The organism is Kitasatospora sp. NPDC091207 (assembly GCF_044768625.1).
Lineage (GTDB): Bacteria > Actinomycetota > Actinomycetes > Streptomycetales > Streptomycetaceae > Kitasatospora.
The window spans coordinates 33,161-44,421 of the sequence record NZ_JBIVVS010000041.1 but is presented as its reverse complement, the minus strand read 5'-3'; the positions used below and the strand labels follow the sequence as shown (position 1 = coordinate 44,421).

General features: G+C 70.4%; 12 protein-coding genes and 2 pseudogenes. 6 read left to right on the top strand and 8 right to left on the bottom strand.

What is annotated here, in order from left to right; genetic code table 11:
• Window positions 1-146: 146 nt before the first annotated feature.
• Both ACIQTO_RS36580 and ACIQTO_RS36575 read left to right on the top strand, forming a co-directional pair.
• Window positions 147-356 carry a transposase gene (locus ACIQTO_RS36580; protein WP_402397649.1) on the top strand — a complete coding sequence of 70 codons (210 nt, stop codon included), beginning with the start codon at window positions 147-149 and terminating at the stop codon, window positions 354-356.
• 275 nt (window positions 357-631) lie between these two features.
• A complete protein-coding gene (locus ACIQTO_RS36575; RefSeq protein ID WP_402397646.1) occupies window positions 632-940 on the top strand; it encodes a hypothetical protein in 309 nt (102 codons plus the stop codon).
• 193 nt (window positions 941-1,133) lie between these two features.
• Here the strand turns inward: ACIQTO_RS36575 and ACIQTO_RS36570 are convergent.
• The 3 genes and pseudogenes from ACIQTO_RS36570 to ACIQTO_RS36560 all read right to left on the bottom strand — a co-directional run.
• Window positions 1,134-1,294: pseudogene (locus ACIQTO_RS36570) on the bottom strand (transposase); the annotation flags it as partial.
• A 384-nt stretch (window positions 1,295-1,678) separates the two neighbouring features.
• Window positions 1,679-2,401 (bottom strand): GNAT family N-acetyltransferase, encoded by a 723-nt coding sequence (locus tag ACIQTO_RS36565; protein WP_402397645.1) that lies wholly within the window; start codon window positions 2,399-2,401, stop codon window positions 1,679-1,681.
• Window positions 2,402-3,704: 1,303 nt separating this feature from the next.
• The gene (locus ACIQTO_RS36560) at window positions 3,705-4,871 is read right to left on the bottom strand and encodes a GDSL-type esterase/lipase family protein (RefSeq protein WP_402397641.1); all 1,167 of its coding nucleotides are present in this window, start codon (window positions 4,869-4,871) and stop codon (window positions 3,705-3,707) included.
• 279 nt (window positions 4,872-5,150) lie between these two features.
• Here ACIQTO_RS36560 and ACIQTO_RS36555 point away from each other — a divergent pair, with 279 nt between their 5' ends.
• A complete protein-coding gene (locus ACIQTO_RS36555) occupies window positions 5,151-5,279 on the top strand; it encodes a hypothetical protein (protein WP_402397638.1) in 129 nt (42 codons plus the stop codon).
• A gap of 68 nt (window positions 5,280-5,347) precedes the next feature.
• On the opposite strand, the gene ACIQTO_RS36550 is transcribed toward ACIQTO_RS36555, so the two are convergent.
• Entirely contained in the window at window positions 5,348-6,178 is an 831-nt protein-coding gene (locus ACIQTO_RS36550; RefSeq protein WP_402397635.1) for a hypothetical protein, read from the bottom strand.
• Window positions 6,179-6,493: 315 nt separating this feature from the next.
• On the opposite strand from ACIQTO_RS36550, the pseudogene ACIQTO_RS36545 reads away from it, so the two are divergent.
• Together ACIQTO_RS36545 and ACIQTO_RS36540 are read left to right on the top strand one after the other, a co-directional pair.
• Window positions 6,494-7,740, top strand: a pseudogene (locus ACIQTO_RS36545) (IS110 family transposase).
• A gap of 345 nt (window positions 7,741-8,085) precedes the next feature.
• A complete protein-coding gene (locus ACIQTO_RS36540) occupies window positions 8,086-8,322 on the top strand; it encodes a hypothetical protein (protein WP_402397633.1) in 237 nt (78 codons plus the stop codon).
• Between the two features lie 104 nt (window positions 8,323-8,426).
• Here ACIQTO_RS36540 and ACIQTO_RS36535 read toward each other — a convergent pair whose 3' ends face one another.
• From ACIQTO_RS36535 to ACIQTO_RS36525, 3 genes are all read right to left on the bottom strand, one after another.
• On the bottom strand, window positions 8,427-9,146 hold the full coding sequence (locus ACIQTO_RS36535) for a hypothetical protein (RefSeq protein ID WP_402397653.1): 720 nt from the start codon (window positions 9,144-9,146) through the stop codon (window positions 8,427-8,429).
• Window positions 9,147-9,311: 165 nt separating this feature from the next.
• Window positions 9,312-10,109: a hypothetical protein gene (locus tag ACIQTO_RS36530; RefSeq protein ID WP_402397630.1), complete on the bottom strand. Its 798-nt coding sequence runs from the start codon at window positions 10,107-10,109 to the stop codon at window positions 9,312-9,314.
• Between the two features lie 279 nt (window positions 10,110-10,388).
• The gene (locus ACIQTO_RS36525) at window positions 10,389-10,565 is read right to left on the bottom strand and encodes a hypothetical protein (protein WP_402397627.1); all 177 of its coding nucleotides are present in this window, start codon (window positions 10,563-10,565) and stop codon (window positions 10,389-10,391) included.
• Window positions 10,566-10,568: 3 nt separating this feature from the next.
• Between ACIQTO_RS36525 and ACIQTO_RS36520 the strand changes: the two genes are divergently transcribed.
• Complete coding sequence (locus tag ACIQTO_RS36520; protein ID WP_402397625.1) at window positions 10,569-10,748, top strand: hypothetical protein; 180 nt, start codon at window positions 10,569-10,571, stop codon at window positions 10,746-10,748.
• 91 nt (window positions 10,749-10,839) lie between these two features.
• Here the strand turns inward: ACIQTO_RS36520 and ACIQTO_RS36515 are convergent, their stop codons facing one another.
• Complete coding sequence (locus ACIQTO_RS36515) at window positions 10,840-11,010, bottom strand: hypothetical protein (protein WP_402397622.1); 171 nt, start codon at window positions 11,008-11,010, stop codon at window positions 10,840-10,842.
• Between the last annotated feature and the right edge of the window lie 251 nt (window positions 11,011-11,261).

Below are 11,261 nucleotides of genomic sequence, written 5' to 3'. Positions count from 1 at the left end.
TCAGGGCTTGCTTGAGCCGTGGTGCCCGGAAAGCGGGCACGCCCGGTTCTGAGGGGGCTCCGGCGCAGCAATGCGCCGGAGCTACCCGACTGTTCGCCGCCTATGCCACTTCCCGCGGCCGTGCCCTGGTGGACCGGGAACTGTACTTGCCCAAGTCCTGGACCAGCGACCGCGATCCGTGCCGGGCGGCCAAGGTTCCCGACGAACGCGACTTCGCCACCAAGGGCGAACTGGCCAAGCACCTGGTGCTGCGTGCCCTGTCCTCCGACCTCCCCCTGGCCTGGGTGACCGCCGATGCCGCCTACGGCCAAGAGGGGCGCTTCCGCCGCCTGCTGGAGCAGTCCGGCCTCGGCTAGGTGCTCGCGGTGCCCAAGTCCCAGCGGGTTTCGGCCCACGCATCGACTACCTCTTCGCCCAAGCCCCACACGAGACGTGGCAGCCGATCTCCCGCGGCGACGGCGCCAAGGGGCCGAGGCTCTACCACCGGGCGGCACTGGAGCTGCCCACGGTCACCGAGTTCGACGACCAGGGCGAGACACCGATCCGCCGACGGTGGGCACTGGCCCGCCGCAGCCTCAGCCGACCTGACGAGATCGCCTACTTTCTGGCCTACGCCCCGCCGGAGACCACCGTGGCCGACCTGGCGCGGATCGCCGAAATGCGCCGGCAGATCGAGGAGTGCTTCCAGGCGGCGAAGAACGAGTGCGGCCTGGACCAGTACGGGGTTCGGCGCTATCCGGGTTGGTACCGGCACATCGCCCTGGCCATGCTCGCTCATGCCTGCCTCGCGGTCATGGCGGCCGACGCGGCGACCAAGGGGGGTGCAGAAACGATTTCGGCACTCTGGCCCCGCTCACTGTGGCAGAAGTCCGCCGACTCCTGGCGCCTCGCCTCACCTCGAACCACTGCGCCGGCCGGCCCCTTCGCGCGGACCTGCTGAGCTGGTCGGGTTGGCGCCGTAGACGCCAAGCCGTCGCCCGCCGCTGCCACTACCAACGACGATCGCACTCGGGAGAGGGGCGTTCCGCAAAGACCGCCCCTCTCCCGTCACCAGCCCACCACACTCCCCACGATGCCTCTGACCAGGCCAGATAGCGAACCGCTGCTGGAGTACCAGGTGGTGAGTAGATCAGTAGGCGCTCGGCTGGGGTATCCCAGTCGAGCGCCTTGCGTGGGCGGCCGTTGAGTTCCCGGGCGACGTGTTCGAGGTCTTCGGGGCTGGATGCTCAGGTCTGTGCCTTTGGGGAAGTACTGGGCGCAGGAGGCCGTTGGTGTTTTCGTTGGTGCCGCGTTGCAACACCTGCCGCAGCGCCACGGCCCGGCACAGGGAGCAGCACGACACCAGCCCCCTTGAGGCGCTGGCGGCCTGACGGCCCCGGCGAGCAACGGGGGCACCACGGCCAATCGCAAAGCCGAAGTCACCTCATGACCCGGCCGAACTCGCCGGGTTTCTCCGGGCCTCACCGACTTCTTCACCACCGACGACAAGCACGTCGACCAGACCGTGAACACCCACGACGGCTTCGACACTGCCATCGACCGGATCAGCCGCTCGCTGGAACACCAAGCGGACACGCTGACCTGATACGTCGACATGTCGTTGCGGGCGGGTGCCATTGGCTCCGGCACCCGCCCAGGCGCATTCTGCCGCGCAGCCGGTCGGGCTCCGACCCGCCAGCTACGCGAGCTCGATGCTGATCTGGGCGCCCAGCTCGCGGAAGCCCAGCGCCAGTGCGACCCGTCGGGACGCGGGCACCCGCGCCCGCCACTGCGGGAGCAATCCAGCTGCCAGCGCGTGCGCCACCGCCGCGGAACCTGTCGCCCGGGCAAGGCCCCGCCCCCGCCAAGCAGGGGCGGTCAGCACGCTGACGTGGGCAGTCCGGCTCGGCCAGGACCGGTATCCGGCAGCGGCGACAACCTCGCCTGCCTCACGGATCACGAACGCGGGCGAGGTGATCTCGTCCAACCCGGCCTCGTCCGAGTCTCCCCCGCCCGCCAGGTTCTCCAACTCCCGCAGATCGGGATACTCTCCCGGCACCTGTTCCACCATCCGGCTGCGGGCCTCCGCCGACCGGAACCCGTCGTCGGACACATACGCCAGCGCCGCAGGACCGAGAATCCGGGCCACCGGCAGCACCCCGCGGAGCGAATGAGCACCGGCGAGAGCCCCCACAGGCAGCTTCGCCAGCGCGTCGCGCACCGTCTCGGCCGTGGCCTCGTTGGGCGTGGTCACGATCGCCGAACTGCCCAGCACCACCACGCCCACCCAACCCGAGGGGCACATCCTCGACTCCGGCGATACCACCACGCTCACACCCCCAGTCGGCGAGAACACCACGGGCACCGAAGCGAGTTCCTCCCACAGCCCACGGGCTCTGGCCAGCAAGGGATCTATCGACATGGACCCGATCCTGCCAGCCCGAGTACCCGACGAACCTGCGGAATGAAGCAGACGAGACCGCCACCAAGAGCCATGAAACCCCGCAAAACATGAACGCCCACCCAGACACATCCTGCCGGGGGCGGGCGCGGTGGGCGAGGGAGGGCGACGGACCGGTGGCGGCCCGCCCCACGAGCGGGACGGCTCCCCGCCCCGGGCAAGCGGCCACGACCGCGCCCCCGGGGAACGGCCGGCCGAACAGGCCCAGGCGCCACGGCGGAAGCAACCGCAGGCACAGCGACAACCGGGGCGAGACGCGAGCAACGACCGGGCGGTGGGTGGCGGGCGGGGCCTCAGGACAAGAGCGGCCCGGGCTCACCTCCATCCCCCACACCGGCCGGGCCGGCGGCGCTCCCAGCCGGTGGCCGGTCGCGACAGCGTTTCCGCGCATTGATCGGCGAAATTCCGGCGCGACCAGGAGCTTCTTCCGACGGCCCGTCCATTCGATTCGGGCCCGGGAACCGCCACCGGCCGCTGCGGGCGCGCCCGGGGCCCTGCGACGGTCTCCGCCGACCACGACACGAACACCCACAGTGACCGGAGCCGGAACCCCGGAGCGCCCCGGAACCGACATCCGGTCCTGTCCGGGCCGACCCGAAGTGGTCCAGCAGGAGACGCGTCAAGCGCTCAAACCGTACTCAGATCACGCCTTCAACGCTCGAAACCAGGCGGCCGACGGAAACCCCCGAGTCAGGCCACACCTGACCAGACCGGCCCCGGCCCCGGCCCCGGCCCCGGCCCCGGAGGAAGCCATGCCTGACACTCAGTCAGCCACTCGGGACAACGGATACCGCACAGACCGATTTGATCGGGCCCGGAGTGGCAGGAATCCGCCCGACAGGAGATGCCTGAACGGCAGATCGACCCGGCACTGGCCACCGCCGGACAGCGGGGACTGGAAGCACTGGACGGCGAGCAACTCGCCCAGGCCGTGCGGCACACCCGTGTCCCCACGAACACCCGCCCGCCCTCCACGAGGCACTCGGCCTACCGCCCGACCGGACGATCGACCGGCCTGCCGGAGGCGACCGGACACCCGGCCAAAACGCCCGACCGGGCGGGCGGGCCCCGCCCCGCCCCGGCGCAGCGCGCCGACGCCGGCCGCACACGATCGAGGGGCGGTCTCGGGGAGACCGCCCCTGGTGGTCCATCAGTTCACCGCGCTCACCGCGCAGCGCTCCGAACAGGTAGAACGTCGAGGTCCCTGCTGGAGTACCAGTCGGTTGGCCCCGCGCCGACCACGGCCCGAGGGTGGCGGAGCATCCTAGTCGGTCGGCTGCGCATGCGGGCGGGTGCGGAACGGGCCCTGGTCGGCGAAGGCGTGGGCGGCGAAGCGTTCGCCCATCCGGCGGTACGCGGCGGCAGAGGGGTGCAGGCCGTCGGGAAGGTCGTTCACATCGGCCGGGCCGAGCAGTTCACGTCCGTCGAGGTGGTGCAGGTGAGGATCGTGTGCCTGCCGGAGCGCCACGATTCTTGCCAGCTCGTCACGGACCACCTGCAGCGACAACGCCCCACGGGCCAGATCCGCCGGGTCGCCCAGCGCTGTGATCCTCCCGTCCCGGCCCACCGCGGTCGGACCGGGACACGCGTCAAGTGCCGGGCAGCTCACCGGGGAGATCACCAGCAGCGGGGTGTCCGGGTGGCCGTCCCGGATCGTGTCCAGGAATCCGTGCACCGCCGGGCCGAACGTCCGCCGTCGGAAGGTGGCCAGGCCCACGATGTTGACGCCCGTCTTGAGGCTGATCAGGTCGGCGGGCAGGTCGCGGATCGTCCGGGCGACATAGGGGTCCAGCATGTCGTTGCCGGGCTGGCTGAGATTGGTCACCTCCGCGCCCCCGAGCGACGCCGCCACCACGGGCCAGGTGCCGGTGGGGCCGTCGGCTTCGAGACAGTGGCTGATGGAGCTTCCGTGGTGCACCCAGAGGGGCCGGCCGTTGGGCAGGGGTGCCAGGACCTCACCGTCGGCACGCAGCGCCACCAGTTCCGTGGGGGTCTGCTGCGGCAGCCACAGCTCGACGTTCTTCATGCCGGTCGCCAGCCCGGCGAAACGTACCGTTCCCGGCTTTCCCGGTATCAGCCGCTGCGCGGCCCCGGGGCCCGCCATCCGCACCACATGACCCAACGGCGCTCGTCGGCGCCCGGTAAGAGCGCCGTCCACCGTCAGGTCCAGCATCCCGGTCGGCCGAGGCCGGGGGTCACTGTCGAGCTGCCCCGTGGAGGTGAGAACCTCGAACTCGAGCACCCGCGCATCGGTGCGGAACACCAGTCGCACCCCCGAAGGCATCACCGTTCCCCCGTAGACCGACGGATCCTGGTACTGCTCCTTGGTCCACGCCGGCAATCGGCGCGGCATCACCCCTGCCGGTGTCCTCTCCAGGTCCAGCGCACCCCGCACCTCGACCGGCCCGCCCACCAGCGGATACTCCCGCATCGCCACTGTCACCGCTCCTCGGCTCCGGCCCTCCCGGCCGAGCAGGTGCTCAACCGGAACCATCGGGCCCCTCCCAGAAACCTACGCCAGCGCCCACACATGCTCTGCGAGTACTGCAGAGGCCCTCCGGCGCCCGCCAGACTTTCCCCGGCGCCACCACCGTGGTGGTGGTCAACCCGCCGCCGGCGCAGAGCCGACCTACTCGCCACCGCACCCTCAAACCGGGAGATCCTCCCCGACCAGCGGGAAATCGGCTCCTGCATCGACTGCGGAACCCAGGTGATCCGCACGGCGCACAGCACGCGCAACACCTGCTCGAAACGGTGCCTCTCGCTCAGCAGCCGCCTCCGCGACGCCGAGCTCGCCCTCTACGAGAACCCCAACACCGTCGAGAACGACACCCTCTGAACTCGACGGTCCCGTGACAGGTGATCTTGACTGCTTGCCAACCGATCTTGAGGAGTCGACACTGTCGCCTACGGGCGTATCCGTTGCTCTCGACGGAGCGCGGCCGCGCTCCGGACATCCGCCAGAGCGCGCTCTCGGTCGACCGGCTTCGGCTCGAAGAGTCCGGGCGCCCGGCGTGCGTGCTCCTGCCAGCGGTCTTGCCAGAACTCCACCGTCCAACCAGGCCATCGCTGCGGCACCTCGTACGCCTCCGCCGATGCTCCGAGCAACCACCAGCCCACCCGGCCGCGCAGCGGGTCGATGTGGATGCCGGCATCGGCTGGCAGCTTGCACACCCCGTGCTCAGGGGCGCCAGCCAGGCGGTCGAGCAGGGCGACGCCTTCTCGGATCGGGTGGTCGCTGATGTTCGCCAGCACGTGGCAGCGGTCCGTTCCGACCGTCACCACCGCGAGCATCGACTCGGGGTCGGCCGGGTCCTCGTCGTCCGGTTCGAACAGCGGCCCCACGAGAAGGCCCCCGTCGCGATCGCGGACGTGTTCGGGATCCAGCCCCAGGTAGGTGCGCAGTTCGGCGGGGCCGTCGTACATCCACCGGATCTCCCAACCCGTCCACGCCTCCCGCAGCAGTTCAAGGGTGGCAGCCCGGTGGCGCATCTGGGCGCTCAGCCCTTCCTGGGCGAACAGCATCAGCACCTTCCGACCGAGGTCGATCAGTGCCGCACCTTGGCACATCACATCGTCCAGCCACCAGTCGTCCGCACTCAGTCGCCGGACCATCGAGAGAGCCTCTGCCGGTCCAGCGAGCAGGTCGAGGTCGATCCCCACCGCTCCGAACCGCGACAGGTACAGCTCGTACTCACCGCTCTCGCGGACAACGACGAAGTTCGCACGATCACCCATCCCCCCAGGATGGCCAACAGCACAACCGTGCCACCACCGAACTCAACGCACTCGGATGGCCCTGAAGACCGAGTGGCAATCGGTCAGGGTCTCACCTCAGAAGACGTCAACGGTCAAACTTCCCTGTGTTGTTGCACGGGTCCGGGCCGGCCCTTCGTACGGTTGGCCCGCCCGGGGGTGTCGGGTGTGGCTTTCAACTTCTGCCGCTTGTGACTGCCAACGATTGGCCGCCCGACGCCCCACGACGACCCGGCTGCCAATGAGGAATTGCCCACGATCGCTCCGTGGGGAATCGACAGCGAGGTCGTCCGTGGTATGTCCGCACGGTCCGACGCACGGAGGAACCAAGTGGCCATCCGGGCCGGTATCGACGCAGGCAAGACCCCCACCATTGCGTGGAGACAGACGAGAGTGGCCGCCGGTTGCTGTCGCGACGGGTCGCCAAATACGAGCCGGAGCTCCTCCAACTGCTCGCCGATGTCCCGGTTCTGGACGACGGGGCGACGTGGGGCATCGACGACGGCGGGGCCGACTTGGTGATCGCGGTGCTCCTCACCCACGGCCAGCGCGCCTTCCACATCTCCGGACGGGCCATCAACCGCGCCTCCAAGGGCTACCGCGGCAAGGCCAAGACCGACGCCAAGGACGCGGCGGTGATCGCCGACCAGACCCGCATCCGCCACGACCCGCATCCGCCACGACCCGCATCCGCCACGACCCGCAGCTCCTGCGATCCAGCAACGAGATCGCCACCGACCTCAAGCTCCTCACCACCCACCGCTCGGACCTGATCGCCGACCGCACCCGCACCGTCAACCGCCTCCGCGCCCTCCTGACCGGTGTCTTCCCCGCGCTGGACCGGGCCCTGAACCTCACCAACGCCGGACCGATGACAGTGCTGACCGGCTACCAGACCCCGGCCGCCCTGCACCGGCCGGGAGCCAAGCGGCTGGAGACCTGGCTGCGGAACCGCAGCGTTCGTGGCGCCGGACAGATCGCCGAGGCCGCACTGGAGGCCACCGCAAGCCGGCGCACCACTGTTCCAGGCGAGAAGACGGCCGCCCGGATGATCCACACGCTGGCCGCCCAGGTGACAGCCCTCAGCCAGCAGGTCGCCGAGATGGACAAGGTCATCGCGGCCCGGTTCCGCGAGCACCGCGATGCCGAGATCCCTCGCCAGCCTGCCGGGCCTGGGCCCCATCCTCGGAGCCGAGTTCCTGGCCGCCACCGGCGGCGACATGGCGGCCTTCGGCACTCCCGACCGCCTCGCCGGCTTCGGCGGAGCCGCGCCCGCGCCCCGTGACTCCGGCAAGATCAGCGGCAACCTTCGCCACCCGCAGCGCTACAACCGCAGGCTCCAACGCGTCTTCTACACTTCCGCGCTGATCAGCATCCGCCGCTACGACGAATCGCGGCGCTTCCACGACCGCAAGCGTGCCGAGGGCAAACGCCACACCCAAGCCGTCCTCGCCCTCGCCCAACGCCACGTCAACGTCAGCTGGGCGCTCCTGCGCGACCAACGGTCCTACCGGCCGACCCCGCCAGTGTCCCTCGCGGCTTGACATACGGCATAAGGAATCGCTGAGACGGGTCACCGGCCGACCAGGCCGGATGTCCCATCACGCTCCCGGCCCGGACGCGAGAACGCTCCGACCGGGGAAACGGCCTGGGACTGTCCCGGCGAATCGGTCGAAACGGACTGTCAGGTTCCGGACATTGCAAGAACTGTCCGGAAGATGATCGTCAGCCCGTCAGGCGAGCCCGTGACCTGCGTCGTCACAAAAACACCACACCGCTTCCGGTCGGAATTGGTCTCGACCATTGCCCCTCCTTCACATTCGGAGGAGGCTCCTCGGCGAAGCGCAGGGGCACGAACCCCGGCGCTCACCAATGGGAGGAAGACCACCATGTCGCTTCGCAAGGCATTCTCCGCCGTGGCCGTGGCCGGGCTCGTGGCCGGCGGCGCCCTGATCGCCGCCCCGGCCGCCCAGGCGTCCACCTACACCTACATCGGCATCTACCCGACCGCCGCCGCCTGCCACGCGGCCGGCCAGGCGTACGTGAACAGCCACCAGGCCATCGTCTACTTCTGCGACACCACCACCGAGACGGGCCCGGCGCGGCTCTCCGCAGTCCTCTACTGAGCCTCCGGAACGCACTGATGGTGGGCCGCACGACCGGCGGCCCACCATCGTTCGAGCAGCGGAGAAAGGCGATCGGCGGCACCCCGCAGCGGGAGACCGAGGCCTCACACCCGAGGGACAGCGTCGCGCTCGCCCCGCCCGTGCGCGCGGTGGTCGACCTCAACCGCCGCACCGCGGAGCTCACCGGACTGAGCACCGAAAACCTCGCCGGCGCCCAGCGGGAAACCGGCATCGCACCGGAGGCCGCGGCGGTCCGCGAGACCGTCGCCTACGTCCGCGACCGCCCCGAGGCCCCGGCAGTTGTGATCCCCTGGTGGACTGCGCGCTGGTCTTCGCGTAGGACGGTGGCGATCCCGGCGAGGGGTGGCAAGCCGCCGGCGGTGAGCCGGTCGAGCCAGCCTGGCAGGGGTGGCGTCGCGGGTGTTGAGCATGGTGGCGAACTGGCGGATCAGGTCGTGGGCACGGTGGAGTGCCGGGCAGTGGTCAAGCGGTCGGCACAGGCGCCGTCCGGTCCGGAGGCTGTGCCGGTGGGATGCCGTGATGATCCAGCGGGCGGCATCGCGTGGCGAGGGGCCGTTCGCGGGCTCGTCCAGCGGCAGGCCGCGTCGCAGGGGCGCAAGGGACGTCTTCACGCGCTGGCAGTCGCCCAGGTAGCCCATACCGAGGAGTTCCCGGTGCGCACGCAGGAGCAGCACCCACTCCTCGATGAGCAGGCCGAAACGGTGCAGCCGGGCCTGGACGGCGTCGTCGACGGCGTCGACCTCGACCCGGGCGCGCTGGATCGAGCGCAGGACGGCCGTGGTGAAGTCGGCGGTCTGCACCATGCCGGGCACGACGCGGCTGGCGTACACCCGGAACAGGGTGGTGCGGCGGTAGGGCGCGGCGACGGGCGCGAACCCCCAGCATCTACCCGGCCGTGATCCACACCGCCGCCACGAGGGTGACGTAGGCGTAGCGGTCGGCGATCGCGGCGGGCCGGCCGTACGGAGTCAGAGCGCGAGTACGGGCCGGGTGGAGAAGTCCTCGCAGATACCTTCGCCGTCCGGGCCGTACGCGAACTCGGCCATGTAGGGGTTGCGGTTGGCAGTGGCCAGGGGGAGCCAGGCGAGCAGACGGCCGTAGCCGCCGCAGGCGGACTCGCCGCCGTCGCCGCCGTGAACAGCGGTCTCGTCGCTGGTCAGCTCCGTACGGTAGGTGTCGTAGGCGATATGCAGGCCGAAAGCGTTCAACTCGTGTTGCGGGCCGGTGTGGTTGTCGTAGGGGATGCGGTCGAGGGGGCAGCCGTTGCCCCACCGGAACAGGGTGTCCGCGCCGGCGCCGCAGGCGTGCTCCCACTCGTCGGAGCTCGGCATCCGCAGGCCGCGGGCGGCGAGCACGGCCGACATGTCGGTGGGCTCCTCGGTCAGGTTCTCGTCCTCCACGGCCATGAGCACCGTCGCCAGCGTCGTGGTCCGACGGGGGCTGAGGTTGCGGGCGAGGTGGGTACGCAGGTCGTCGCCGTGACCGAAGCCCTGGTCCAGGCTCCGGGCGTAGTCGGCGGCCTGCTCAGGCGTCGGCCGCCAGGCGTCGAGGTCGAAGCCGAGGTTCACGGCACCGCCCGGTATCAGGGCGAAGTCCTGCGCGTCGCGTTCGATCCGGACCCGGTGCAGCTCGGAGCCGAGATGTTCGACGGCCTCCACCGAGGCGACCCGGCCGCCCACACGGTCCGCGGCCCGCTGGGCGAACCGGCGCGCGGTGGGCAGGTCGAACGAGCGCCACTGGTCAAGACTGAGGTCAGCGAGAGACATGAGTCGGAGTGTTCCACGCAGCCCTGACAGATTCGCTGCTCGGGGCGTCCCAGGAGTGACAAACGCTCCTGGGACGCCTCGTCGCGGGCCTGTCGGACCACGTTGGTGGGATCAGTTCGGCTCTCTATGACCCTTTCTGGGCTTCGAATCTCGCGCACTTCGCGCGCATTTGCACCACATGGAGACAAGAGCTCACAGGCGGTGACAGATTGTCATGCCCGTCGACAGGGAGCTGCCCTGAGCCTCAGCCATCTCCTCGCACCCACCGCGCAGCGATGGCTACACGCCGAAGTCGTCGACGAACCTCTGCAGATCCGTGCTCAGGTCGAGGGTCTCCAGCGTCGCGTCGAAGTCGGCCCACCACACCAACCGGACGTCGGGGGCGATCTCCCGCAGCACGGTGTGCAGGACGGTCAATGGCGCCGACCACGGTTCCCGGTCGGCGAAGGAGAACACGCGGTGTGCCTTGTCGAAGGACAGCTCCGCCCCGTGCCGGGCTCCACCTCGGCCCGGATCTCGACGAAGCCCTCGAAGGCCTCCGAGACACTCGCGCCCGGCCAGTGCCGGCTCAGGGACTCCTCCAGCCGCGCCCGGCTGAAGGACCACGGACCGGCCCGCTCGCGGTCGGCGCTGATGTAGAAGCTGGATCCCACGGCGTTCTCCTTCGTGCGGGGCCACCGGTGTCGGTCAGGGTAGACCCGGGAGCGGCCGGTGACGGGCTCGGCGGCCATCAGCGCGTCGAAGTAGGCGGCGGCCTCGGGATCGTTGGTGATCGCTTCGAGGTGACCTTGTTGCGGGGGTCCTGGAGCGCGGAGGCGTACCACTCCATCCTCCTCGCCTCGCCGTTCAGCGTGGACTCGTAGGCGAAGTCGGGCACGCCGTCGACGTTGCCGACCCGCATCGGGGACTTGCGGCTGTGCTGCTGCCCGCGGTGATGAGTGCGGGGTCCATGCCCCTCCCCTCGTGTGGCACCGCTCCCCTGGGTGCGACAGCGCCGGACGCTATCAGCGTGCAGCATGCGGAACACACACCACCACCCGAGTCGTGGGGGGGGGGGGGGGGGGGGCCGGCCCGGGGGGGGCGCCCGCCCCCCCCCCCCCGCGGCCCGGTCGCCCGGGCGCGGTCCGGCGTGGCGCGGGTCGGCGCGGTGGA